This window comes from Geminocystis sp. NIES-3708 (genome assembly GCF_001548095.1).
Taxonomy (GTDB): domain Bacteria; phylum Cyanobacteriota; class Cyanobacteriia; order Cyanobacteriales; family Cyanobacteriaceae; genus Geminocystis.
Genome location: NZ_AP014815.1, coordinates 597,191 through 622,660 on the forward strand (window position 1 = coordinate 597,191; position 25,470 = coordinate 622,660).

Sequence of the window (25,470 nt, forward strand, 5' to 3'; positions counted from 1 at the left end):
ATCTACGAAGTTAATAAAATTGATTACTTATGAAATGACTCGAATCAGAATGTACTTATACAAGGGATAAATAATGTAAATCAGAGAAAAAACGTAATAGAAGTAGAGGAATTAAAATAAAGAGAAAAACTATATTTCATTCTTTAGCTTTTGATGATTTTAATCAATGGGCTTCTGATAATCAAAAAATTATTAATCTCTTAAAGAAAATTAATCATTCTCCCTAGAAAAACGAGAATTGAGAAATTTATAAGTGCATAAAACAACTAATTAATTTTTGCAAAATTTTTATAGTCTGCTAAACTCTATTCAAGATTTAGCTAGAAAAAATTTTAATTTACTCAAAAATGATCTAAATCATCAATATTGTAGATAGATGAAAAAGAAGGAGGCGATCGCACTCCGCCACTTCGTATGGAGTTTTATGGTGACTTTGGCATCGCCATTTTTTGCAGCTGTTAAGAATCTAATTTTAACACTGCCATGAATGCTGATTGTGGTACATCAACAGTGCCAATAGATTTCATTCGTTTTTTACCTTTAGCTTGTTTTTGTAATAGTTTTTTCTTACGACTAATATCACCACCATAACATTTAGCCAAAACATCTTTTCTTAGGGCAGGAATATGTTCACTCGCAATAATTTTTGCTCCAATTGCTGCTTGAATAGGAACTTTAAATTGATGACGTGGAATCAATTCTTTTAGCTTTTCTGTCAAAGCTCGTCCAACGTTATAGGCTTTATCTCGATGGACAATCATGGCTAAAGCATCGACAGGATCTTTATTTACCATAATATCTAAGCGAATTAAAGGATTTTCACGAAAACCAATTAATTGATATTCCATACTCGCATACCCACGAGAACGAGATTTTAATTGATCGAAAAAGTCAGTTACCACTTCTGCTAAAGGTAATTCATAAATCAGATTCGTGCGGTTCATTGTAAAATATTTCATGTCCACAAATATTCCCCGTCGAGTTTGACATAAATCCATCAATGTGCCGACATAATTTTCGGGGGTAATCATTTCTACCTTGATGTACGGTTCTTCTATTTTTACCCGTTTTTGAGGATCTGGTAAGGCACTGGGATTATCAATTTCAATGATTTCGCCATCAGTAGTAGTAACTCTATAAACTACAGAAGGAGCTGTAATAATCAGATCTAAATTATACTCTCGTTCAAGGCGTTCTTGGACAATTTCCATGTGCAATAACCCTAAGAAACCACAACGAAAACCAAAACCCATGGCACTAGAAGTTTCAGGCTCAAAAGATAGGGCAGCATCATTCAATTTAAGTTTTTCCAAAGCCTCTTTTAAATCTCCATATTGATCTGCATCAATGGGAAATAATCCACAAAATACCATTGGTTTTGCTTCTGTGTATCCGGGTAATGCTTCTAAGGCGGGTTTATTCGCTAAGGTTATGGTATCTCCAACCCTTGCATCTCCTACGGCTTTAATGGCGGCGGCTAAATATCCTACTTCTCCAGCGTGTAATTCATCTACTTGTACTTGAGTAGGGGATAAAACTCCTATTTCGTCTAAGTCATACTGTTTTCCTGATGCCATTAACAAGATGCGATCGCCTTTTTTAAGGCTGCCATCCATCACACGAAAATAAACAACAACTCCCCGATAAGGATCATAATAACTGTCAAAAATTAAAGCTCGTAAAGGTTTTTCGATGGTATCTTCTGGGGGTGGTACTCGTTCTATGATCGCCTCTAAAATATCATCAATACCTAATCCTGCCTTGGCAGAAGCATGAATGATATTAGTACAATCTAAGCCAACAACATCTTCAATTTCTTTTATAACTCTTTCTGGTTCGGCACTGGGTAAATCAATTTTATTTAAAACAGGAATAATCTCTAAATTATTTTCTAAGGCTAAATAAACATTAGCTAAAGTTTGAGCTTCCACTCCCTGAGACGCATCGACTACCAATAAAGCCCCTTCACAGGCGGCAAGAGAACGAGATACTTCATAGGAAAAATCCACGTGTCCGGGAGTATCGATTAAATTTAAGACATAATCTTCACCATTTTTTCCCTTATAATCCATTCGAGCTGCTTGAAGTTTGATCGTAATGCCTCTTTCTCTTTCTAAATCCATGTTATCAAGAAATTGAGCTTTCATATCCCGATCGCCTACAGTGCCTGTTACCTGTAACAAACGGTCTGCTAAAGTAGATTTACCGTGATCAATATGGGCAATAATGGAAAAGTTGCGCAGTCGTTTAACGGGAGCGTCAGTCATAAGTTTTATTTTCTCTGAGTCAATAAATTTAGCGAATGAAAAATTAACGTTTCTTAACTTATTTTAATATCTCCCTAGGAAAATAGCTAAAAATCTAGGACAATAAAAATAGGATGATTTTGTAAAATAAATAATTATAGGATTAGTTAAATAATATATGAATAATAACATTTTGTCTGAGGGACGTGGCATTGATAAGGTAGAAATTTCGATTCACCTCGATTCTGAGTTGGTAGAAAAAATTAAACATCTTACAAATGATCCTAGTCGAGTAATTGAGTCGGCACTGAAAGAATGGTTAAAAGGTGAAAAACCTCAAGATGATGATTTAACTCGTACTCTTCGCCGTAATCCTCCTGTACCTCCTAGGGGGGAATGGAATGATTAAAAATTCACCGTGAAAAATTAAAAGTTTTTCAGTTATTATCTCGTTATGCTTTTCAATAGAATTAGATGAATATTAATTTAATTATCGCTAATTTCCTTATTCCTGTGTTGAAAATCAATGACATTAAATCAATCTCAACATAATTGTCAAAATTTATCGAATTTAGGAGCTGAATTGGTTTTTACTCAAGATGTTTTGGGTAATTATCATTCTTTTTATTGGCGATGGCAAAATATCATCTCAGAATGCTCAACAATATCTGAATTAAGTTCTGTAATTGATTCGGAGGAGACCAAATTATTTCCCCTAGTCAAAGATACTTATTTTGAACGTATTAAACGAGTCTTAACTCGTAAAATTCCTGAACAATGTCATTGTATTTTATGTTATGAGACTTACTCCCTCTGTTTTGAGTTGATTATTAGTCCTATTCTTCTTCCTAGTGGCGAGGCGGAATTAGTGTTGGTTATGGGACGTGTTTTACGTGATGCCAAGAACATTTCCCCTAATTCTTCCTTATTTCCAACTAACCCAGATATTTATCAACAATTACTGACTAATATAGCCAGAAAAATTCGCCGAACTCTTGACTTAGAAACTATTTGGCAACAAACGGTAGATTCTATTGGAGAAGGTTTACAGGTTAATCGTTGTTTATTATTAGCACCTACTGATAAAGATGGGTATTTAGAAATAAAAGCTGAATACTGTGAACCTTATTACAACTCTTTATTGGGATACCGTTTCAACTTTCATAATTATGAAGAAATTAAAGAAGCTATCTTATTTCGACGACCTACTTCTGTTGAATTAGAAGGAAAAACCGCCTCTCAAGCATTGTCTGTTCTGTTAGTACCTACATTTTACCAACAAGAATTTAATGGTATTATTGCCCTTCATCAATGCGATCGCCATCGTCTATGGAATCAAGCAGAACTAGAATTAGTACAAGAATTAGCAGATCAAGTTGGTACTGCCATTGCCCATGCTACCATTTACCAAAAACTAGAACAGGCAAATAAAGAAGCAGAGGAAGCATCAAGATTAAAAAGTGAATTTTTAGCTAGTACAAGCCATGAATTAAGAACTCCTTTAAACGGAATTTTAGGATTTTTAAGATTAGTTTTAGATGATATGGCAGACGATGCAGAAGAAGAAAGACAATTTATTGATCAAGCCTATAACTCTGCTTTACACTTACTAAACTTGATCAATGATATTTTAGATATCGCTAAAATTGAAGCAGGAAAATTAGAATTTGAATTAGAAACTATTTCTTTTAATAAAATTTGTGAAGATATTGATAAATTTGCCCATACTCAAAGAAAGAACAAAGATCTCTATTTCAATATTGATTTACCCTCTACTTATGATCAAATATTACTTTATGCCGATTATCAAAGACTTTTACAAGTAATGCTAAATCTCGTGAGCAACTCTTTAAAATTCACCCATGAAGGAGGAATTGATATTACCGCAGAAATTATTCCCAAAAAAGTTACTTTTCAAAACATTACACTTCCGGGGATGCTAAAAATCAATGTCGCTGATACGGGCATTGGAGTTTCCTTAGAGAAGCAAGACAAACTGTTTGAAACATTTTATCAGGTGGATGGTTCTCGCACTAAAACTTATGGTGGTACAGGGTTAGGTTTAGCTATTTCTAAACGTTTAATTGAAGCGATGGGTGGTAAAATTTCCTTTTATAGTATGGGAGAAAGTTTAGGTTCAACCGTTACATTAACAGTTCCACTTTCTCAGTTACCTGTTTTAAAAACTGATTAAACAATCAAGAATTTGGAATGATAAAAATTCTCCTTATATAGATCCGCTATCATATTTGAGATATTGAGATTTTATTGTTAAAAATGCTAAAAAATCCTTGGACTAAATTTACTCTTGCTATAATCTCTCTGGTTAGTCAAACTATTCTTAAATTTCCAGCCTCTGGGGCTAATACCGCTTATTGTCAATTGGATCAAAATACTATCAGCACAAAAGAAACTCTTCGTCAAAATGCCATTGCGGGAAATCCTAACGCTCAACAAGAATATAAGCAAATGTTACAGCAACATGGAGATTTATTAAGAAATTGTCGTCGTAATAATTGGTTAAAAGAACAAGCTATCTGGGTAAGACTCTATCCTTGCGATGTTAAACCCGGATCAATTGATAAAGTATTAGATAATGTAGTTAATTTAGGATACAATACTGTTTATTTAGAAGTATTTTTTGATAGTCAAGTATTATTACCGAAAAATGGTAACTATACCCCTTGGCCCAGTGTTGTCGATGTGGCAGGACAAGAAAATCGAGATTTATACGCTGAAGCCCTACAAAAAGGACGAGAAAGAGGTTTAAAAGTCTATGCCTGGTTATTTTCCATGAATTTTGGTTATTTATACGCTCAAAGACCCGATCGCCAAAATGTATTAGCTCGTAATGGTAGAGGCGAAACCAGTATTGATTTTGTCCATGATCGATCTCAGGCTTTTATTGATCCTTACAACTCCCAAGCTCGTCAAGATTATACTCAATTATTACAAGCAGTGATCCAACGTCGTCCTGATGGAGTATTATTTGATTATATTCGTTATCCTCGTGGTAGTGGTCAAGAATCTGTTGTTGGTAAGGTAAAAGATTTATGGATTTATAGTGACGCTTCCAAACAAACTCTTTTTAAAAGAGCACAAAATCAACAAGGTAGATGGTTGTTAGAAAGATATGTCAATCAGGGTTTTATTAATGCTAATGACGTTGCTCAAATGCGTAATTTATACCCCAATGAATCAACACCTCTATGGCAAGGTAGAAGTGCTTCAGCACCAAGCAATCTCTCAGCTCTACAGTTAGATATTTGGTATTTCACCGTAGCCCATGCCGCTCAAGGGGTTATTGATTTTCTCGATTTTGCTTCTAATCAAGTAAAACAAAGAGGAATAATCACAGGTGCAGTATTTTTTCCTGATGGTAATCAAGTGGTAGGAGACATCGGCTTTGATTCTCGTTTACAACCATGGGATAGTTTTTCTCAGAATATGGAATGGCATTCGATGTCTTATGCTCTGTGTGGTAATCCTAACTGTATTGTTGAGCAAGTTAAGAGAGTATTACAATCATCATCTCAAAAAACGAATGTACAACCCGTTTTAGCTGGATTTTGGGGCAGAAATGACGGTCAACGCCCATCTTTAGAATCTCAAATGGAAGGTATTAGAACATCAGCAAAACCAGTGGAATCTATTAGCCATTTTGCATATTCTTGGCTTTTACCTGAACATACCAGAGAAAGACAAAGTTGTGGTTTATAAATAAAAAATTTAGAAAAATCTGTTATGTGTCAACAATGCTGTCAATTATTCATTGTCAAATTCCATACAAAACTTATTTTTTATGTTAAATTATTAAGTAATGTTAACTAAATAATCACAAAACTTAATTTAGCAAAAATCAATTATGGCGAATCTAAATCATCTTTCCTTGATAGAAGATATTGAGCTGTGGAATGAGTGGCGTTTAAGACATCCAGAAATATTGCCCGATTTAACAGGAGCAGATTTTAGTAATTATAATTTACAAGGAATTAATTTAAGTGATGTTAACTTAAATGGTGTGAATTTTAGTAATGCTAATTTAATTGAAGTTAATTTTACCAAAGCTAATTTACATAGAGCTAACTTAAGTAGTGCTAATATTCGACGTGCTAACTGTTATAAAACTTGTCTTACTGAAGCAAATCTTAATAAAGCCTACTTAGCCGAAACAGATTTAAGTATGGCAAATTTGCATAGTGCTAATCTTTGTGAAGCTAATTTAACTGAGTCTTATTTAATTAAAGCAAACCTCAAAAATGCGAATTTAATTGGTGCTGATCTTACAGGTGCAACTTTAACAGAAGCACAATTAATTGGGACTAATTTTAATCAAGCGAACTTAACTGAAGTTGATTTAAGTGGTGTTTTAGCCGTGTATGCTCAATTTTTTGAAGCCATTTTAACAGGGATTAATATTGAAGGATGGGTGATTGATGAAACAACTAAAGTTAATCATGTTTTTTGTAATTATTTTTATATCAAACCCTGTGAGAAAAAAATACTTCCTCATAGTAAAATTCCTATTAACTTTAATGAAGAATTAAATAAAATTGCTGAACATGATTTTGTCTTTTCAGAAAGTGAAATAATAACAGAAAAAATCTCAACAAAAATTTTCAATGATGAGATTATTAATCAAGAATATGAAGCAGAACTTCAACGATTAATATGGGAAAAAGAATCTATAGAAAATAAGATTGCTGAATTAGAATCAAAGTTATTCAAAAAAAAATTGAATTATTTAGTTAATATTTAAAATTAATATTTTTTTGAAGGGTAGAGTATCAAATTTGAAAAGTAAAAAAATTTTTTCTCGATTTAAGGTAACTTAGAAAAAGCATTATTTTTACTAAATTTTCCTATAATCTATCATTATCATAGATAATAATAAATTCATGATTACTTCTACCACTTCTGAAAATAATAATTTTTCTGAAACTAATATCAAAGGCTTTGATTTTAAAAATCCTCCAGCACAATCTTTAGTTGATCAATGTGTACATTGTGGTTTCTGTTTATCTACCTGCCCAAGTTATCGAGTGATTGGTAAGGAAATGGATTCTCCTAGGGGTAGAATTTATTTAATGAATGCTATTAATAAAGGAGAAGCTAGTTTAGATGATAACACAGCCCCACATTTTGATAGTTGCTTAGGGTGTTTAGCTTGTGTTAGTACCTGTCCTTCAGGGGTACAATATGACCAATTAATTGCCGCCGTACGCCCTCAAGTAGAAAGAAATCAACCTCGTAACCCATGGGAAAATTTTCTTCGTAGTATTATTTTCAATTTATTTCCCTATCCTGAAAGGTTAAGTATTTTTTTACCACTGCTGTGGTTTTACCAAGTTTCTGGATTACAAACTCTTGTCAGAAAAATAGGTATTCTGAAATTTTTCCCTCGCATCGCTTCTATGGAATCTATTTTACCTCGTATTAATCTGAAGTCTCTTAACAAAAAATATCCCGATATTATTCCTGCTAAAGATGAAAAAAGGTATCGAGTAGGAGTAGTTTTAGGATGTGTACAAAGATTATTCTTTGATCCCGTTAATGAAGCTACAGTAAGGGTTTTAACGGCTAATGGTTGTGAAGTAGTGATTCCGAAAACTCAAGGATGTTGTGGGGCTTTACCTGCTCATCAAGGACAAGAAAATCAAGCTCAAAGTCTTGCTCGTCAAATGATTGATAGTTTCGCAAATACAGAAGTTGATTATATTATTATTAATGCGGCTGGTTGTGGTCATACATTAAAAGAATATCATCATATTTTAGCTGATGATTCTCTTTATTTATCAAAGGCAAAAGATTTTGTGAATAAAGTTAAAGATGTACAAGAATTTTTAGCAGAAGTCGGTTTAAATAAGACTTTATATCCTATTACTGAGGATAAAGTTAAAGTTGTCTATCAAGATGCTTGTCACTTACTACATGGACAAAAAATCAGTTTACAACCTCGACAATTATTACAAATGATACCTAATTTGGAGTTAAAAGAACCTTTAGATAATGCCTTGTGCTGTGGAAGTGCTGGAGTTTATAATCTTTTACAACCTGACGTTGCTAATGAATTAGGTGAGCAAAAAGTTCATAATTTATTAAATACGGGAGCAGACATAATTGCTTCTCCTAACCCGGGGTGTTCTTTACAAATATCAAAACACTTACAGTTACAAGGTAAAAAAGTTACAGTAATTCATCCCATGGAATTATTAGATTATGCCATTAGAGGGGAAAAAATTTGTTAATTGTTAATTGTTAATTGCTTATTAATTGCTAATTGCTAAACAAGCCTTAATAAATCCTAAAAATAGAGGATGAGGTTGACTAGGGCGAGATTTAAACTCAGGATGAAATTGAGTAGCAAGGAAAAAAGGATGATTAGGTAATTCTACTATTTCCACCAATCGACTATCAGGGGAAGTGCCACTAATTTGATAACCTGTTTCTAAAAACTGATTCCTAAAAGCGTTATTAAATTCATAGCGATGACGATGACGCTCATAAATTACTTCTTCCTTATATAACGAATAAGCCAAAGTATCAGGCACTAAACGACAAGGGTATAAGCCTAAACGCATTGTACCGCCTAAATCCACCACATCTTGTTGTTCTGGTAACAAATTAATGACAGGGTAGGGTGTTTCTTCGTCAAATTCGGCACTATTGGCTTTATCTAAATTAGCTGTATTTCTAGCCCATTCAATTACACTGCATTGCATTCCTAAACATAAACCAAGAAAAGGTATTTTATTTTCCCTAGCATATTGAATTGCTTTAACTTTACCATCTACTCCTCGATGCCCAAAGCCACCGGGTACAAGAATTCCATGTACATTACCTAAATGTTTCTGTACTTCTAGGGATTCTATTTCTTCCGCATCTACCCAGAGTAATTCAATTTCTGCTTGGGAATGAATACCAGCGTGAGTTAAGGCTTCCACCACTGATAAGTAAGCATCACTGAGTTTTATGTATTTACCCACAATGGCGATTTTTAGTTTATGCTCAGGACATTGCATTTTTTGCACTAAATTTTCCCACTTCGTTAAGTCTGGAGTACGATTTTCTAACCGTAATAATTTTAATACTTGCTCGGCTAGTCCTTCTTTTTCTAATATTAAAGGCACTTCATAAATACTGCTGACATCTGATGATGTAATTACTGCTTCACTACGCACATCACAAAATTCAGCAATTTTTTCTTTAATATTGGTGGGGATTGATTGATGACAACGACATACTAACACATCTGGTTGAATACCTAATGAACGTAATTCCTTCACAGAGTGTTGAGTGGGCTTCGTTTTTAATTCTCCTGCGGCGGCAATCCAAGGAATAAGGGTAACGTGTAGATATAAAACATTATCGCGCCCTACATCTTTCCTAAATTGACGAATTGCTTCCAAAAATGGTAATGATTCAATATCTCCTACTGTACCACCAATTTCTGTTATTACTACATCAGGATTTCTATTTTTTGCGACTCGATGAATGCGATCTTTTATTTCGTTAGTAATATGAGGAATTACTTGCACTGTTGCACCTTGATAGTTACCCCGTCTTTCTTTATTAATCACGGCTTGATAAATTGATCCAGTTGTGACACTATTAAGACGAGAACAAGAAGTGTCAGTAAAACGTTCATAATGTCCTAAATCTAAGTCGGTTTCCGCACCATCATCGGTAACAAACACCTCACCATGTTGATAAGGACTCATTGTCCCTGGATCTACGTTAATATAAGGATCAAGTTTAAGGATAGAAACAGAATAGTTGCGAGACTTGAGTAAACGTCCTAAACTAGAGCCGACAATACCTTTACCGATACTAGAAACAACGCCGCCGGTTACAAATACAAATTTGGTCATTTTTAATAATAAATAATAAATAAAATCTTTGTGGTACTGGAGTTATAACGTCACAAAAATAAATAGTTAATCACTTCTTTATCTTATTCTACATTAGTCTTTACCTCTATTCTTTTCACAATTAAACTAACCTAAATGTTCTCTTGTAACCAATGGAGGTTATAATTTTGAAATGTTTTAATACTAAGTATCTATCGAGAAATTTTTTTTTGTTAACACCAATCTTTTTTTATGTCATCTGAATATATAGATAAAATTAAAATATATAATTGTGTTTTTTATCTCGCAATAGAAATGTTTATTTTAAATTAAGATACTTATTTAGATTATTAATTATTTATAATATTATCAAAGTTTATGTTGTGGCTTAAATTAATCATTTTTTTATTGTTTTTTCCTGTTAGTTTAGGATTATTATGGCAATCTTTTAGTGTAAATATTTTATCACATCAATTAATTTCTTTTGCTTTCTTTTTATTTTCTATAGAACAAGCAAGAATGGCGGTAGTTGACTTAAAATATTATTATTTAGCAAAAAATGATCCAGATCAAAAGAAATTATTTCAATTCCTGCTTGTAATTATTTTGACAATTATCATTGAATTATTGGGATTTTATTGGGCATTATTTTCTGTAGGGTGGGGAGCTTTTTTAGTTATTATTAGTCAACTTTGTTTTAATTTTTTTGCCCCATTAAAAGTAGTTGAAGCAGCAAATATTAGTCTTCAAACCTATAGTTTCTCAGAAAAAATAGCTGTTTTATTTGCTGACTTGATTCCTTTATTCTTAATGGCTTTATGGTTAATGAACTTTTATCCTTTAATCATTGCTTTCATGATACTCGGTATAACTTTAACTTTTGGTTTTGTTAAATATGGTGGTTTTATAAAAACAATACAACTGTAAATTATTTCGAGGAAACATAATAATTTTAACACTTCGATTTTTCTCTATTTTTCCTATCTCCGTATCTTTATCTTTTACTTTCTTCATGGAAATGTTCAGCAAGTCTTAATTTTTCTCAAACTTATGTTGCCAAAAATAACTATTTTCTGTTATAATTTTTAAATGTGTCTTGGAGAGATGGCTGAGCGGTTGAAAGCGGCTTCCTGCTAAGAAGTTGTGGGGTTTATAGCTCCACCGAGGGTTCGAATCCCTCTCTCTCCGTTGAGTTTTATCAGAATATTTTACTAGGTGAGAAGTGCGTTAATAACTTCTTCTCCCAATTTTACATCATTCAGGCGATCGATTTCTCTGATGCCTGTAGGGCTGGTAACGTTTACTTCTGTTAAATACCCTCCAATTACGTCTATTCCAACGAAAAATAAACCGTCTTTTATCAATCTCGGTGCAACGGCTTCACAAATTGTTAATTCTCTTTCAGTTATTTGTGTTTGAGCAACTCTACCACCTACTGCCATATTCCCTCTAAATTCTTTTCCTGTGGGAATACGGTTAACTGCACCAATAGGTTTACCATTTAATAAAATAATTCTTTTATCTCCTTCTTTTGCCGATGGTAAATATTCTTGTACCATGATGGGTTCTTGCCCTTGTTTTGTGCTAATTTCAATTAAGGAATTAAAATTGCGATCGCCTTGTTGTAAGAATAAAATACCTTCTCCGGCTTTACCACCAAGGGGTTTCAAAATTATAGCTTCTTTTTCGGCAAGAAAGTCGGCAATAACTGATTTACTTTGGGTAACAATAGTAGAAGGAATAACCGAAGAAAATTGTAAGGCATACATTTTTTCATTAGCGGCACGAATTCCCTGAGGAGAATTAATCACTTTTGTTTTCTCAGGGTCAATTAAATCTAAAATGTAGGTAGCATAAAGATAAGGAGTATTAACAGGAGGATCTTTGCGCATTAATACGACATCATAAGATTCTAGGGGAGAAAAAGCTGATTCTCCGAGATAATACCAGTTTTTTTCTACTTGCCAATGATTATTGACCAATTCTACGGGTTTTAAATTGATGGATTGTAAATGTGCATAGGCTTTACCGTTAACGACACTAAGTTCATTAATGGAGGTAATATAAACTTCATGACCTAATATTTGAGCAGATTCCATCATTGCTACGCTACTATCATGGGTGGGATCTAATTGAGCAATGGGATCTATAATAAATACAAATTTCATATTCTGAGATAATTTAATTGGTTTTAAAGACTTTTAGCTTAGTGTTATTATTTGTTTAACGTAAGTTTTTATTTCAAAATTAAGTCAAAAATCTTTAGTTTTTAACAAAAATTGTCAAAGTAGTACTTTTTTTCAACAAATCCAATATTTTTCAACTATTGATTTTGATTTTTATTGCTTTCTGATTCTGATTTCTATGTGCAATTCTTAATCAATTTCTGATAATATTTGATCTAATTCTCCTGTAGCGTTAAGTTGATGTAAGTCATCACATCCACCAATATGCTTATCATCGATGAAAATTTGAGGAACACTAGTACGTCCATTCGCTCTTTCTGACATTTTCATTTTTCCTTGATTATCACCGTCAATACAATATTCGATAAAATCTACTTGTTTTTGTTTTAATAAAGCCTTTGCACGAAGACAAAAAGGACAACTACTCCATGTATAAATTTCTACTTTGGCACTCATATAATTTTTAATGATAAAAATAAGTTATTGTTAAGTATTGTAAATGATAATTGAGACAGTTAATAGTTGACTGTTGTTAATTCTTAATTTCTAATTCCTAATTCTTCATGTTTCGTTTAGCTATAGAACAAGATTTTGAAACGATAAGAGAAATATATACTTATACAGTCAAAAAACTTGCCCCTAGTTTATATTCTCCTTCTCAAGTGATTGCCTGGTCATCTTTTCCTGATAATATCAGTAAGTTTCATGATTTTATTTTCAATGCTAATACTTATTTATTGCTTAAAAATAATCAAATTATTGGCTTTTGTGGTTTAGAAAATGATGGACATATTGCGTCTTTTTATCTTCATCCTGATTTTACTCGTCAAGGGTACGGCACAAAATTATTATTATACGTTTTAGACATTGGTATTAAAAAAGGTATTACTAGATTTTATACTGAAGCCAGTTTTTTTTCTCAACCCGTTTTTTCTCGATGTGGTTTTACTATTTTTGCGATGGAAACTGTAAATTATGGAGATATTTCTTTCGAGCGCTATAAAATGGAAATAATAACTCAACAGGAAAATTACTCATGAGTGAAGATAATATGAAGGAGTTTGTTAAGGAGTTAAAATCTCAAGTCAATATAATTGGTACTTTTATTGCTATTTTCTGGATTATAGAAATTCTTAATCAAATCTTTTTTGGCGATCGCCTTGATTATTTTGGTATCATTCCAAGAAATATAGTCGGATTGAGAGGCATCATTCTTGCACCTTTTCTTCATGCAGATTTTCCTCATTTAATTGCTAATACAATACCATTTGCTATTTTAGCTTGGCTTGTAATGTTACAAGATACTGATGATTTTTTCTTTGTCAGTTTTTATTCGATGATAGTTAGTGGTATCGGAGTTTGGCTATTTGCTCAACCAAATTCTATTACTGTTGGTGCAAGTGGAATTATTTTTGGTTATTTAGGTTTTTTGATGCTGAGGGGTTATTTTCAAAAAAAACCAGCCTCTATCGCTCTTTCTTTAATCGTTATTTTTCTTTACGGGGGTATGATTTGGGGTGTTTTACCTTCTAATCCTCATGTTTCATGGTTAGCACATTTATTCGGTTTTATCGGCGGAATTTTAGCGGCAAAAAGTATCGCTGATAAATAATTCCCTGTCTATTTTTGATGAAATTAAATGGGATTAAATGCGATCGCAAAGTAAATTATTAGGATCGAAGTTTCCTTTAATAGTGTGCATCATTTTTAAACCATCACCGACATAACCCCAAGGTTCAATTTGTTTTTTAAAAGATATAGGAGAACTTAAAATTGATAAAAAACCACTTTTATTTTCACAAAAATTACGTAAATTAATTATTTGGTGACTTTTTATTCCATGATTAAAACATAAATATCCAATACCACTACTAATATTAATTAAACCAAAACCTTCTATTCTTTCCATTAAATTAACAACTTCACTAGGCAAAATACCGACTTTACAAGTAACTATCTCTTCAGATTCTGTGAAATAAGTTTTTTGAGGTAAATCTTGCCAAAGGTCTAATTCTGCTTGATTTTCATAGATTAGAATCGATAAATTCAGTTGTTTAGCATACTCTTTTATTTGTAAAGATTGTTGCTCAACACTTTCGGTTATACCTTGAAAACGCAATAATAAGCCCAATCCTGAATCTATATCAAGAGTTTTGACTAAAGATTCTGACATTAAATCTGCTGCTGTAGGAGTTAAACCAGAAGCTAAGACGGTTTTTTGTAACTGATAGATAGATTCTTTATTTCCAGTTATGAGCAAAGTTAGAGAATTTTCTGGTAAAGGAAATAAACGGAAAGTCACATCAGTAATAATTCCTAAATTACCATAAGAACCAGTAAATAGCTTCATCAAATCATAACCAGCAACATTTTTGACTACTCTTCCTCCTGCCTTGGCTTCTTCACCATCTCCCCGTAAAAAAGAAATACCCAATAATAAATCCCTAACACCCCCATAACGTTGTCTCCAACTACCTGTATTAGCAGTTGCCACAATACCCCCAATGGTAGCAGAATCAGGAAAACAAGGATCAATCGGTAAAAATTGCCCTTTTAGCTTTAAAAAATTTTGTAAATCTTTTATTTTCATTCCTGATTCTACCGTTACCGTTAAATCTTCCACTGCATGATCAATAATACCGTTAAGTTTTCTTGTACTAACCATCAGATGATAATTATCAGCAGGTTTTCCCCAATGAATTTTTGTGCCATTGCCAATGGGTAAAATTACCCACCCTTCTTGGTTACAAACAGATAAAAATTGTGATAGTATAACTTTGGAGTCAGGAATAACTAAATAGCTATGTAGATATTTAGTGGTATTGATAGTATTAATCCTATTGTTATTATCAAAAACTTGATCCCACTCGATAATTTCTAAGGAATGAGGATTAATATGACTAAGTTTCGCTTGGATTTCTTCTAAAAAACGGATAGAAAAATTTTTGTTCATTGTAAGGTGTTTCGGTGAAATTTAATCGATCATCTTATAAGTTAGAATTGGTGAAATTTAGTTAATATAAGTCCAGATAGTTATAAGAGATTTTGAGGAAAAAGTATGATTTATTAATCTAGGTTTATAGTCTATAATCTATAAAGTCATGATTTAAAGTTCTAATAAGAAACTTTAACTTGTTCTAGCATGATCAATCTTAGCATCGATTTTGTATTTGTTTGCTTGGTTTTACCCACAGTTATAATCTAAAAAAATCATATAATTTTAGCTTGTTTAACAATACAAAATAATAAAACAAAAATATAGTAGAGTTTACCGTAAAAATGACAGTTTCAACTTCCGAAAAACTTGCCCCCGCATGGCATATTATTATCTACATGGCGACTATTCATTTAATAGCTTTATTTGCATTTTTGCCTAGTAATTTTAGTTGGCGTGCCGTTGGAGTAACCTTCTTCCTTTACTGGCTTACGGCTTGTATTGGCGTTACTTTAGGTTATCATCGTCTAGTGTCTCATCGTAGTTTTGATACTCCAAAATGGTTGGAATATTTTCTCGTTTTCTGTGGTACACTAGCCTGTGAGGGCGGTCCTATTTCATGGGTAGGATTACATCGTATTCATCATAAATATTCTGATCATGATGGAGATCCTCATGATTCTAATAAAGGTTTTTGGTGGAGTCATATGGGATGGATGTTTGTTAAAAATCCCGCTAATAAAGATGTTCCTAAATATACAAAAGATATTCAAAACGATCCTTTTTACCTTTTTTGTGAAAAATATTTTATCCCTATTCAAGTTGTATTAGGCTTATTTCTATTTTGGTGGGGTGGATGGTCTTTAGTAGTATGGGGTATTTTTCTCCGTTTAGTATTAGTATTTCATGTAACTTGGTTTGTTAATAGTGCTACTCATAAATTTGGTTATGTAAGTCATGAATCTAATGATTATTCTCGTAATTGTTGGTGGGTTGCTTTACTAACTTTCGGTGAAGGTTGGCATAATAATCACCATGCGTTTCAATATTCTGCTCGTCATGGTTTAGCCTGGTGGGAAATTGATTTAACTTGGTTTACTATCAAAATTTTAGAATTTTTAGGTTTAGCAAAAAATATTAAGTTAGCACCTGTTTTAAAAACTAACTAACAGACAATATTGAGCTATTTTAAATAATTTAATTTTTTCTCTCTGATACTATAATATCTGGGAGATTTTTTGTTTTTAGGGATATATTTAAAATAAGTATTTCTCCTATCTTTTACCTTCACCAAAAAATTTTTCGTTACATTCTAATTATTTTTCAAAATATTTACTAAACTTTATAGGAATTCCTTGCTTTAATTCTTGATTTATGAATTATCAATCATAGTTAATAATTCTGATTCAGTAATAATTTTGAGTTGTAATTTTTGTGCTTTTTCTAATTTTGAACCAGAATCTTCTCCCACAACAAGATAATCAATCTTAGTGCTGATTGTATTGTTAACTTTTCCCCCTGCATTTTCAATTAATTTTTTAGCTTCACTTCTTTTTAGGGTCGGTAATGTGCCAGTAATAACAAAAGTTTTATTAGCTAAATTGCCTAATTTTTGAGTATTATTTTTAGTTTCTAAATTAAGATTTAAACTTTTTAATTCTTGAATGAGTATAATATTTTCAGGTATTTTAAACCATTCTACGACAGAAGAAGCAATTTCAATCCCAATGCCATAAATAGCTTCTAAATTTTCTTGTTTTGCTTGAATTAGATTATCAATATTACTAAAATTTTCTGCTAAGATTTGAGCATTTACTGCGCCAACATAACGAATTCCTAAACCATATAAAACTCTACTAAAAGATTGTTTTTTACTATCTTCAATAGAGGTAATTAATTTTTGAGCAGATTTATCTCCCATTCTGTCTAAATCAGCAATTTGAAACGACGTTAATTTATATATATCAGCAATAGATTTTACTAATTTATATTCCATTAAAGAGATAACTACTTTTTCTCCTAAGCCTCGAATATCCATCGCTTCACGGGATGCCCAATGAATCAAACTGCCACGCAAAATAGCTGGACATGAACTATTAACACAACGAGTGACGATTTCATTTTCTGGACGCAATAATGTTGAACCACATTCAGGGCAATTACTTGGCATCTGATAAGGGTGCGTATTAGAAGGACGTAGATCTTTGATTACTTCCACTACTTCAGGAATAATTTCTCCAGCTTTGCGAATAATTACAGTATCTCCCACTCTAATGTCTAATTCTTGCACACGATCGCTATTATGTAAAGTAGCTCTTTGAACTGTTGTCCCAGCTATTTGTACGGGTTTCATAATTGCCATGGGAGTTACAGCACCTGTGCGTCCAACATTAATCGTAATTTTTTCTACCGTTGTTGTGACTTCTTCAGCTGGATATTTAACTGCGATTGCCCATCTAGGAAATTTTTGGGTAAATCCTAATTCTGTTTGTAAAGAAAATTGATTGATTTTTACCACTACTCCATCTGTCATATAAGGTAAATTTTTTCTTTCTATTTCCCAATAATCTAAATATTGTTTGATTTGCTCTAAATTTTGAAAACTTTGATAATTAGGATTAACCAAAAATCCTATTTCTTGAAGAAAATTTAAAGATTCTTTTTGAGTGGTAATATTTGCATTTTTTGAAAATAAATAAGAATTATATGCAAAAAATTGTAATTTTCTTTGACTAACAATATTTGGATCTAATTGTCTTAAAGTTCCTGCCGTTGCATTACGTGGGTTTGCAAACAAGTTTTCTCCATTTTTTTCTCTTTCTTCATTAATACGATTAAATTCTTGTAAAGGTAAAAAAGCCTCTCCTCTTATTTCTATAATTGGTGGTGGATTATCTATATTTAACTTTAAAGGAATTGAATGAATTGTACGTAAATTATTAGTTATATCTTCTCCTGTTATACCATCCCCTCTGGTTAAACCTCGGATAAAAATACCATTTTCATAAGTTAATGCAATAGCCGAACCATCTATTTTTAATTCACAAATATAGTTAAATTCGGTAATTTTTTCTAATTGTTTTTGCCAACGATTTTCCCACTGTTTTAATTCATTAAAATTAAAGGCATTTTCTAAACTATAAAGAGGGATATTATGTTTAACTGAATCTAATTGACTATTAAGTTTATCTCCAACTCTTTGGGTTGGACTATCTAAGGTAATTAAACTAGGATACTCATTTTCTAATTCTTGTAATTCTCGATAAAGTTGATCATAAATAACGTCTTCCATCAGAGGATTATCTAATACATAATAAGCATAACTGGCTGATTGTAATGTGGTTTTTAACTGATTAATTTTTTCGATAATATTAAGAGGTATTTCTAACATATTTACTTTATTATTCTTCTTATTATTAATTTATGGTTGACGATAAATAGTGTAACCGTTTCTGCCATTTTTTTTAGTAATATATAATGCTTGATCTGCTTTTTTTAATAAAGAATCAATATTTTCATCGTGTATAGGGTAAATAGCGACACCAATACTAGTTGAAGCTTTTATCGTTAATTCATCACATAGAAAAGGATTGTTTACGGATTCTATAATACGATCAATAATTATAATTAAATCATCAGAAGAAGTAATATCTGGTATTAAAGCAACAAATTCATCTCCTCCCCAACGGGCAAGACAATCACTTTCTCGAAGGGCATTTTTTAATCTTTGAGAAAATTGTTGTAATAATATATCCCCAATATTATGACCATAATTATCATTAATTTCTTTAAAATAATCTATATCTAAAAACATTATTGCTACGATATTTTTTTTTCTTTCAGCACTAGCTAAAGTTTTAGATAAAAAATTCATAAAGAAGTTGCGTTTATATAAACCTGTTAAACCATCATGATAAGCCTGATACTTTAATTGATTTTCTAATTTTTTTCTTTTACTAATATCTCGAAATACACAACAAAAAACTAATTTGTTTTGATAGTTAATTAGACTTATACTTAATTCAATATCTAAGGGATTACTATTTTTTACCTTGAACTGTAATTCTTGCCTAAAACTAATTTTTGTTTCTTTAAGAATTTCTAAGTTATAAATAAAATTTTGTTTCTCTGTATGTAATAATTTTTCAATATTTTCTCCAATTAATTCTTCTAAAGAATATTTTAAAATTTTCGTAGCCGATATATTAGCTTCAATAATAATAAAATCTTGTGCTGTAAATAAAAAAAGACCTTCAACAATTTGCTCAACAACCGCCCTGTATTTTGCTTCACTGTCTTTTAATTGGGCTTCAATTTTTTTCCTATTTGTAAAATCAAAAAGATAACTTCTAATGAGTTTTAAATCTGGCAAATAATGAATATATTGTTCAAAAATTTTATTATTATAATGAACTTCTCTTACAAATAAATTTCCTTGAATTTTATGGTGTGCTTTTAATAAATTTGATAAAATAGGATGATTTATGTTCTCATCGACTAGATTAGGAAATAATAAACTAGCGGCTTGATTATAATAGGTAATTTTTCCTTCTAAATTAAGTTCTATAATAGGGTAAGGACTAAGCTCTGCAAAAGATGTAAGTTTAGAAATATACTCAACAATATTGTCTTTTTCTAAGTTTTTATCATTAAAATGATAAGAATGATTAGTTAAAGTTTGTTTATTATAAATATCATCTTTTTTATATGGTTTATCTTGATCAATAATATGAAAAATATTTTTTATTTCCGAGTTTTTATCAATCACAAAATATCGAGCTATGGCAGAATTACTGAACTTAACAAAATCTCCATGTTCTAAATATTTATTTTGATATTTTTTATTATTAATAATTAAACCATTAGTACTAGAATTTTTAGAAAAATCACCATCAAAAATTTTATAAAAAAAAATATTTTCTTCTTGATTATATTCTTTTACAATGGTGGCATGATGTCGAGAAACAGCGGGATCATGAAGAATAATTTTTGCATCATGACGACGACCAATATCATACTCTTTATCTTGTAAATAGATCAGACGCTGGTCATTACCATCCTCTATGATTAATACATATAAATAGGGTGTATTTTCTATGATTTCTTGTTCTAATTTTTGTTGTTTATCAGGGATAGTATTAGATATATTTGATGTTAATTTTTCGTCTCGATTATTTTCACTATCATTGTTAGATTTAAAAGAAGCAAAATTATTATTTTTCATGATTCGATAACAATAGTTTTCATTATCTATCTCCAGTATATTATCAATTAAATAAAATGAAGTCTATCCTCAAAAATAGCATATTAAACATTACTTTGTGTAAGAGTTAAATATAGTTAATATTTTGATTTTTGTCTGAGGATAAGATGCACAAAAAAGTCCATTGATCTAAAATGTTGATTTCGTACTAAAATTCAGCAAAAGTTGAAATTATAGATTAACAATCATGGGTGAATCAAAAAAAGTATCTGTGGGAATTGTGGGTGCGTCAGGCTACGGTGGTGTACAGTTAGTTAAAATATTATTAGAACATCCTCAAATAGAAATAGTTTATCTTGGCGGTGATAGTAGTGCTGGAAAAGAATATGGCGATTTATATCCTCACTTACAACACCGAGTTAAGACGATAATTGAGCCTATTGAGTTAGACACCATTGCCTCTCGTTGTGAAGTGGTATTTTTAGGTTTACCCAATGGATTGGCTTGTGATTTTGCCCCAGAATTAATTGAAAAAGGATGTAAAGTATTAGATTTATCGGCTGATTATCGTTTCAAAAATCTAGATACCTATACAGCATGGTATAAAACTGAAAGAGAAGATCATCAAACTGCCGCTACTGCGGTTTATGGATTGCCTGAATTATATCGAGAACAAATTAAAAATAGTTCCTTAATTGGTTGTGCTGGATGTTATCCTACTGCTAGTTTACTTGCTCTTGCCCCCTTATTAAAACAAGGTTTGGTGTTGCCTGAAACAATTATCATTGATGCGAAATCTGGTACTTCGGGCGGTGGCAGACAAGGTAAAATTAATTTATTATTAGCAGAAGCAGATAGTTCTCTAGGAGCGTATGGAGTAGCAAAACATAGACATACTCCAGAAATTGAACAAATTTGCTCAGATTTAGCCCGAAGCGATGTAAAAGTTCAATTTACTCCTCATTTAATCCCTATGCCTAGAGGGATTTTATCTACGGTATATGGTACATTAAGAGATCCTGGATTAGTGACTGAAGATTTACTAACCATTTATAATGCTTTCTACCGTAATTCTGCTTTTGTCAAAGTATTGGGTAATGGTATTTATCCTCAGACAAAATGGGCTTGTGGCACTAATTTAGCTTATATTGGGATTGAAGTTGATCCTCGTACTGGTAGAGTTATTGTTATGTCAGCTATTGATAACTTAATTAAAGGACAAGCAGGACAAGCTGTTCAATGTTTAAACTTAATGATGGGATGGGCTGAAGATTTAGGTTTACCAAATTTAGCTTTTTATCCATAAATTATATTGCCCCCTTAATCATCGGAGTTGGACATGTAATTGTCGCTGAAGATGAGACTAGGGGAATAGAAAACTAGGATACTGGGAGAGAATTGACTTAAACATTATTGAAATTAATCTATGAAAAAATTAGTCTTTATTATTAGTTTTTTTCTCTTAATATATTTTTTCCCTCAACATATAAAAATAACTCTAGCTGATAATATTATTGCCCAAAATAATAACAGTGATCAATTATTAAAAAACGCTTTTAATAAAAAAATATCTAATTTTCAAGTACAGAGTCAAGGTGTTGTCATAAAAATACTTAAAGATGATTTAGAAGGTGGTAAACATCAACGATTTATACTGAAATTAAATACTGGTCAGACTTTACTAATAGCACATAATATTGATTTATCTCCTCGAATTAACAACTTAAAAGTTGGGGATGTTGTCAGTTTTTTCGGTGAATATGAGTGGAATGCTCAAGGGGGAGTAATTCATTGGACACACAAAGATCCTCAAGGAAAACATCCTCATGGGTGGCTCAAACATAAAGATAAAATATATCATTAGTAATTGCAAATATACTTTTTTACATATGCTTTTTTTGCCTAAAAGATCTTTAAATTTATATTTCCATTTGACTCTAGTGATATAATTGTAAAATAAAATAATATCATATTTTTTATTAATATCAAAGATGAAGAATAAATTATTTTTTCAGCTATTTATAATAAGCTTATTTTTTAGTACTAATTCCCTATATATACAACCTTCAAAAGCAGAAAATATTTTAGAAGAAATTAATCGAACAGGATTATTAAAAGTAGGAATAAGAAGTGATGCTATTCCTTTTGGTTATAGAAACAATAACTCAGAATTACAAGGAATTTGTTTTGATTTAGTATCTTTAATTCGAGAACAATTAACAAAAACTATTGATCGAAATATAATTACCGTTAAAGTCTTTATTTCTAATCTTAATAACCGTTTTGAAATAGTAGAAGATAGTATAGTTCATTTAGAATGTGGACCTAACACTATCAGGACAATTAATGATTATAAAATTTCTTTTTCTGAACCTTTTTTTATATCAGGTATTCAGTTTATTACCTCAAAAGATATTGCGTCAAAATTTATTAACTCCGATGGTAAAAATTTAATAATTGGTTTATTAAATAACACTAACACAGAAGTATTTATAAAAGAAAAATATCCTAAAGCAACATTTCAATTATTTGATGGAATAAGAGGTACGCAAAGAGCTTTACAAGCAGTAATACAGAAAAGAATAGATGGTTTTGCTGATGATGGTATTTTACTAATAGGACAATCAATGGCACAACAGATATTTATTGGCAAAAATAGTGATTATGTGTTGACACCACAACCACCATTAACTTGTGAAAAATATGGGTTAATTATTTCTAAAAATGATCCATTATGGGAAAATTTTATCAATTCATTATTAAAATCAGAAAAAAAATCTCAAATGATCAATCGTTGGTTTCATAACTTCAATAATGACTTATTTTTTAGCCAAAATAGTTGTAATTAAATCTTGATTTTTAAATCATCAAAAAGTTTTTTTAATTGTATAGAATACATAGAATTATTAGCAGAATATAAACTAATAGCTTGACGATAATTAGCCATAACTTGACGAGAATTTTCGATGTCACCATCACTAGATCTAATATTAAATAAAACCCATGCCAAATTATGATAAGCTGGTGCATAATCAGGATTTAATTTAATAGCTTTTTCTAAATATGATTCAGCATTAAGCCATTGTTTTTGATTAGCAAATAAAGTACCTAAACGAAAATAAACTAAATAATAGTCATTAAATTTTTGAGAATATTGTCGATAACTATTAAGAGCATTTTCTCTTTGATGTAAGTTTTCTTGAATAATGGCTTGATTTATTAAAATCCAATGGGGAAAATTACTAAAAGAAGTAGCCTTTTGACAATAATTAATCCCTTCATTTAGTTTGCCTTCTTTTCCACAATGCCACGCCTTTAATGCCCAACTATAACCACTGTCAGGGATTTGTTGACAGAAATCATTAATTTTTTTTTCTACATCTTGAGCATTTTTGGTAATAACTGCGTGTTTTAAGGCAAAAATAAGGACAGGATAAAGCCAAGTTTGCAATTCTTTACTATTACGGTTATTAGATTGTTTAGATTTAAAAATAGCTTGAGTCGCTGGAGAAATGGCTTGTTTCCATTGTTGTTGTTGCGTCAAAATCCATGCTTTTACTCCTAAAGAAAAAGTACAATTACCATCAAAGGATAAGGCTTGATTTATAAATGTTTCCGCTTCTCCCCATTTCCCTAACTTACCTAAACTCCATGCTAAATTACTTTTAATCCATCCTTGTTGTGGTGATAACTGAGAGGCTTTTTTTAAATCTGATACTGCTTTTTGCCAATTTTTTTGACGACAAGCCATTAATCCTAATACTCCATAACTTCTACCGTCAGAAGGATTTAATTTTATGACTTGATTTGCTGTAATTTCCGCTTGTTGAGGATTAATATGAAGTTGCACTAAGGCTAATTCTACCATTGCTTGATCATTATTTGGCTCATTTTGCAAACAATTTTCATAGGCTTTTATGGATTCTATTAAGTTATTTTGATTCAAAAAATCTTGAGCTTTCTTATGTAAAGGAGAGAGAAAATTTCCTTGTAAAGCCTTAATTAATTCTTGTGCAGTTTGAAATCTTTCTTCAACTTTTATACGCATTCCTGTTAAAATAATGTTCTCTATTAAAAAACTAATTTCTGGACGTAATTGACGAGGAGAAATTAAAGGATCTTTTCCGTTATTATGTAAAATAGAATCAACTCTTTCTGCCGCATCTTCAGGTAATTTACCTGTTAATAATTCATACATTGAGGCACATAAGGCATAAAAATCTGTAGCCGCAAATCTTTTACTTTTAGTGCTATATTGTTCGTAGGGTGCATATCCAAAAGTTAAAGTTGTACTCATGATACTTGTCATGCCATCGATAAATTCTTTCGTCGCTCCAAAATCAATTAAAATAGCTTTATCTTGAGAATTAATAATAATATTTTCTGGTTTTATATCACGATGTAAAAAATTATTTTGATGAATTATTGTTAGGGCTTCTGCTATTTGAATAAAATATTTTTTAATTCTACTTTCACTTAAAACGCCCTCATTTTTGAGAATACTTAATAAAGATTTACCTTCAATAAATTCCATGACGATATAAGCAGTATTATTTTCTTCAAAACAATCATAGATTTTAGGAATATTGGGATGATTGCACTTTTTTTGATTATCTGCTTCTAGTTTAAATTTATAAATTTGTAATTGTTTTTCTTTAGGAGGAATATTGAATGACCAAATTATATTATTATCAACTCTAGCAGATTTTTCAGGCCACAATTCTTTAATAGCTACGATGCTTTGATTAGCTAAATATATTCCTTTATAAGTAATACCAAAGCCTCCTTCTCCAATAGTTTCTAATATTTGATAACGCCCATTAAATAATAAGGTATTAGGTAGTAAATGATGAGGAGAATTGTTAGTTTTATTAACAGTTTTTCCTTGGTTTTTAAAATCATTATCAGAAACTAAAGAATAACCACAAATTTGACAATGACTTGCACTAATAGGATTATTTTCTAAACAAGCAGGACATTGAATAGTCATGTTAATAATATATTATTAAATTAATAAAAAAGAAAGTTTATAGTTATCGCTTTAGCTTTG

At 31.1% G+C, this 25,470-nt stretch carries 20 protein-coding genes and 1 tRNA gene; 13 read left to right on the top strand and 8 right to left on the bottom strand.

All coding sequences use genetic code 11. The features are described from left to right. Window positions 1-458: 458 nt before the first annotated feature. Window positions 459-2,267, bottom strand: a complete 1,809-nt coding sequence (lepA, locus tag GM3708_RS02465) for a translation elongation factor 4 (RefSeq protein ID WP_066343846.1) — start codon at window positions 2,265-2,267, stop codon at window positions 459-461. A 157-nt stretch (window positions 2,268-2,424) separates the two neighbouring features. Here lepA and GM3708_RS02470 point away from each other — a divergent pair, with 157 nt between their 5' ends. The 5 genes from GM3708_RS02470 (at window position 2,425) to GM3708_RS02490 (ending at window position 8,494) form a co-directional block, all read left to right on the top strand. Beyond that, the gene (locus GM3708_RS02470; protein WP_066343847.1) at window positions 2,425-2,655 is read left to right on the top strand and encodes a type II toxin-antitoxin system CcdA family antitoxin; all 231 of its coding nucleotides are present in this window, start codon (window positions 2,425-2,427) and stop codon (window positions 2,653-2,655) included. A gap of 117 nt (window positions 2,656-2,772) precedes the next feature. Next, window positions 2,773-4,440 (top strand): ATP-binding protein, encoded by a 1,668-nt coding sequence (locus GM3708_RS02475; RefSeq protein WP_066343850.1) that lies wholly within the window; start codon window positions 2,773-2,775, stop codon window positions 4,438-4,440. A gap of 83 nt (window positions 4,441-4,523) precedes the next feature. Continuing rightward, complete coding sequence (locus GM3708_RS02480) at window positions 4,524-5,966, top strand: family 10 glycosylhydrolase (RefSeq protein WP_066343852.1); 1,443 nt, start codon at window positions 4,524-4,526, stop codon at window positions 5,964-5,966. A gap of 145 nt (window positions 5,967-6,111) precedes the next feature. Continuing rightward, window positions 6,112-7,005: a pentapeptide repeat-containing protein gene (locus GM3708_RS02485; protein ID WP_066343853.1), complete on the top strand. Its 894-nt coding sequence runs from the start codon at window positions 6,112-6,114 to the stop codon at window positions 7,003-7,005. A 139-nt stretch (window positions 7,006-7,144) separates the two neighbouring features. Further along, entirely contained in the window at window positions 7,145-8,494 is a 1,350-nt protein-coding gene (locus GM3708_RS02490; protein WP_066343854.1) for a (Fe-S)-binding protein, read from the top strand. Between the two features lie 21 nt (window positions 8,495-8,515). On the opposite strand, the gene GM3708_RS02495 is transcribed toward GM3708_RS02490, so the two are convergent. After that, the gene (locus GM3708_RS02495; protein ID WP_066343856.1) at window positions 8,516-10,117 is read right to left on the bottom strand and encodes a CTP synthase; all 1,602 of its coding nucleotides are present in this window, start codon (window positions 10,115-10,117) and stop codon (window positions 8,516-8,518) included. Between the two features lie 357 nt (window positions 10,118-10,474). Here GM3708_RS02495 and GM3708_RS02500 point away from each other — a divergent pair, with 357 nt between their 5' ends. Both GM3708_RS02500 and GM3708_RS02505 read left to right on the top strand, forming a co-directional pair. Continuing rightward, entirely contained in the window at window positions 10,475-11,023 is a 549-nt protein-coding gene (locus GM3708_RS02500) for a hypothetical protein (RefSeq protein ID WP_066343858.1), read from the top strand. A 171-nt stretch (window positions 11,024-11,194) separates the two neighbouring features. Continuing rightward, window positions 11,195-11,284: transfer RNA gene (locus GM3708_RS02505), tRNA-Ser, on the top strand. 23 nt (window positions 11,285-11,307) lie between these two features. Here the strand turns inward: GM3708_RS02505 and gshB are convergent. Together gshB and grxC are read right to left on the bottom strand one after the other, a co-directional pair. Next, entirely contained in the window at window positions 11,308-12,264 is a 957-nt protein-coding gene (gene gshB / locus GM3708_RS02510; protein WP_066343860.1) for a glutathione synthase, read from the bottom strand. 207 nt (window positions 12,265-12,471) lie between these two features. Beyond that, window positions 12,472-12,738: a glutaredoxin 3 gene (gene grxC / locus GM3708_RS02515; RefSeq protein WP_066343861.1), complete on the bottom strand. Its 267-nt coding sequence runs from the start codon at window positions 12,736-12,738 to the stop codon at window positions 12,472-12,474. Window positions 12,739-12,845: 107 nt separating this feature from the next. Between grxC and GM3708_RS02520 the strand changes: the two genes are divergently transcribed. Further along, the gene (locus tag GM3708_RS02520; protein ID WP_066343862.1) at window positions 12,846-13,322 is read left to right on the top strand and encodes a GNAT family N-acetyltransferase; all 477 of its coding nucleotides are present in this window, start codon (window positions 12,846-12,848) and stop codon (window positions 13,320-13,322) included. Continuing rightward, window positions 13,319-13,894 (top strand): rhomboid family intramembrane serine protease, encoded by a 576-nt coding sequence (locus tag GM3708_RS02525; RefSeq protein ID WP_066343863.1) that lies wholly within the window; start codon window positions 13,319-13,321, stop codon window positions 13,892-13,894. Before GM3708_RS02520 ends, GM3708_RS02525 begins: the two co-directional genes overlap by 4 nt. Before the next feature lie 33 nt (window positions 13,895-13,927). Here GM3708_RS02525 and GM3708_RS02530 read toward each other — a convergent pair whose 3' ends face one another. Then, a complete protein-coding gene (locus GM3708_RS02530) occupies window positions 13,928-15,235 on the bottom strand; it encodes an FAD-binding oxidoreductase (protein ID WP_066343864.1) in 1,308 nt (435 codons plus the stop codon). A 326-nt stretch (window positions 15,236-15,561) separates the two neighbouring features. Here GM3708_RS02530 and GM3708_RS02535 point away from each other — a divergent pair, with 326 nt between their 5' ends. Beyond that, window positions 15,562-16,386 carry an acyl-CoA desaturase gene (locus GM3708_RS02535; protein ID WP_066343867.1) on the top strand — a complete coding sequence of 275 codons (825 nt, stop codon included), beginning with the start codon at window positions 15,562-15,564 and terminating at the stop codon, window positions 16,384-16,386. A gap of 203 nt (window positions 16,387-16,589) precedes the next feature. On the opposite strand, the gene ligA is transcribed toward GM3708_RS02535, so the two are convergent. Beyond that, entirely contained in the window at window positions 16,590-18,608 is a 2,019-nt protein-coding gene (gene ligA, locus GM3708_RS02540) for an NAD-dependent DNA ligase LigA (RefSeq protein WP_066343868.1), read from the bottom strand. Between the two features lie 30 nt (window positions 18,609-18,638). Next, entirely contained in the window at window positions 18,639-20,441 is a 1,803-nt protein-coding gene (locus GM3708_RS02545; protein ID WP_066343869.1) for a diguanylate cyclase domain-containing protein, read from the bottom strand. Window positions 20,442-20,667: 226 nt separating this feature from the next. Here GM3708_RS02545 and argC point away from each other — a divergent pair, with 226 nt between their 5' ends. From argC to GM3708_RS02560, 3 genes are all read left to right on the top strand, one after another. Beyond that, window positions 20,668-21,726, top strand: a complete 1,059-nt coding sequence (gene argC / locus GM3708_RS02550; RefSeq protein ID WP_066343870.1) for an N-acetyl-gamma-glutamyl-phosphate reductase — start codon at window positions 20,668-20,670, stop codon at window positions 21,724-21,726. 120 nt (window positions 21,727-21,846) lie between these two features. After that, window positions 21,847-22,284 (top strand): DUF3465 domain-containing protein, encoded by a 438-nt coding sequence (locus GM3708_RS02555; protein WP_066343872.1) that lies wholly within the window; start codon window positions 21,847-21,849, stop codon window positions 22,282-22,284. Window positions 22,285-22,411: 127 nt separating this feature from the next. Then, the gene (locus GM3708_RS02560) at window positions 22,412-23,269 is read left to right on the top strand and encodes a transporter substrate-binding domain-containing protein (RefSeq protein ID WP_066343875.1); all 858 of its coding nucleotides are present in this window, start codon (window positions 22,412-22,414) and stop codon (window positions 23,267-23,269) included. Here GM3708_RS02560 and GM3708_RS02565 read toward each other — a convergent pair. Beyond that, on the bottom strand, window positions 23,266-25,410 hold the full coding sequence (locus GM3708_RS02565) for a serine/threonine-protein kinase (protein WP_066343877.1): 2,145 nt from the start codon (window positions 25,408-25,410) through the stop codon (window positions 23,266-23,268). The genes GM3708_RS02560 and GM3708_RS02565 overlap by 4 nt on opposite strands. Window positions 25,411-25,470 lie beyond the last annotated feature (60 nt).

What these genes read in the sequence shown, in the direction of transcription:
- lepA (WP_066343846.1), bottom strand. Translation starts at nt 2,267, where the DNA reads ATGACTGACGCTCCCGTTAAACGACTGCGCAACTTTTCCATTATTGCC.
- GM3708_RS02470 (WP_066343847.1), top strand. Translation starts at nt 2,425, where the DNA reads ATGAATAATAACATTTTGTCTGAGGGACGTGGCATTGATAAGGTAGAA.
- GM3708_RS02475 (WP_066343850.1), top strand. Translation starts at nt 2,773, where the DNA reads ATGACATTAAATCAATCTCAACATAATTGTCAAAATTTATCGAATTTA.
- GM3708_RS02480 (WP_066343852.1), top strand. Translation starts at nt 4,524, where the DNA reads ATGCTAAAAAATCCTTGGACTAAATTTACTCTTGCTATAATCTCTCTG.
- GM3708_RS02485 (WP_066343853.1), top strand. Translation starts at nt 6,112, where the DNA reads ATGGCGAATCTAAATCATCTTTCCTTGATAGAAGATATTGAGCTGTGG.
- GM3708_RS02490 (WP_066343854.1), top strand. Translation starts at nt 7,145, where the DNA reads ATGATTACTTCTACCACTTCTGAAAATAATAATTTTTCTGAAACTAAT.
- GM3708_RS02495 (WP_066343856.1), bottom strand. Translation starts at nt 10,117, where the DNA reads ATGACCAAATTTGTATTTGTAACCGGCGGCGTTGTTTCTAGTATCGGT.
- GM3708_RS02500 (WP_066343858.1), top strand. Translation starts at nt 10,475, where the DNA reads ATGTTGTGGCTTAAATTAATCATTTTTTTATTGTTTTTTCCTGTTAGT.
- gshB (WP_066343860.1), bottom strand. Translation starts at nt 12,264, where the DNA reads ATGAAATTTGTATTTATTATAGATCCCATTGCTCAATTAGATCCCACC.
- grxC (WP_066343861.1), bottom strand. Translation starts at nt 12,738, where the DNA reads ATGAGTGCCAAAGTAGAAATTTATACATGGAGTAGTTGTCCTTTTTGT.
- GM3708_RS02520 (WP_066343862.1), top strand. Translation starts at nt 12,846, where the DNA reads ATGTTTCGTTTAGCTATAGAACAAGATTTTGAAACGATAAGAGAAATA.
- GM3708_RS02525 (WP_066343863.1), top strand. Translation starts at nt 13,319, where the DNA reads ATGAGTGAAGATAATATGAAGGAGTTTGTTAAGGAGTTAAAATCTCAA.
- GM3708_RS02530 (WP_066343864.1), bottom strand. Translation starts at nt 15,235, where the DNA reads ATGAACAAAAATTTTTCTATCCGTTTTTTAGAAGAAATCCAAGCGAAA.
- GM3708_RS02535 (WP_066343867.1), top strand. Translation starts at nt 15,562, where the DNA reads ATGACAGTTTCAACTTCCGAAAAACTTGCCCCCGCATGGCATATTATT.
- ligA (WP_066343868.1), bottom strand. Translation starts at nt 18,608, where the DNA reads ATGTTAGAAATACCTCTTAATATTATCGAAAAAATTAATCAGTTAAAA.
- GM3708_RS02545 (WP_066343869.1), bottom strand. Translation starts at nt 20,441, where the DNA reads ATGAAAAATAATAATTTTGCTTCTTTTAAATCTAACAATGATAGTGAA.
- argC (WP_066343870.1), top strand. Translation starts at nt 20,668, where the DNA reads ATGGGTGAATCAAAAAAAGTATCTGTGGGAATTGTGGGTGCGTCAGGC.
- GM3708_RS02555 (WP_066343872.1), top strand. Translation starts at nt 21,847, where the DNA reads ATGAAAAAATTAGTCTTTATTATTAGTTTTTTTCTCTTAATATATTTT.
- GM3708_RS02560 (WP_066343875.1), top strand. Translation starts at nt 22,412, where the DNA reads ATGAAGAATAAATTATTTTTTCAGCTATTTATAATAAGCTTATTTTTT.
- GM3708_RS02565 (WP_066343877.1), bottom strand. Translation starts at nt 25,410, where the DNA reads ATGACTATTCAATGTCCTGCTTGTTTAGAAAATAATCCTATTAGTGCA.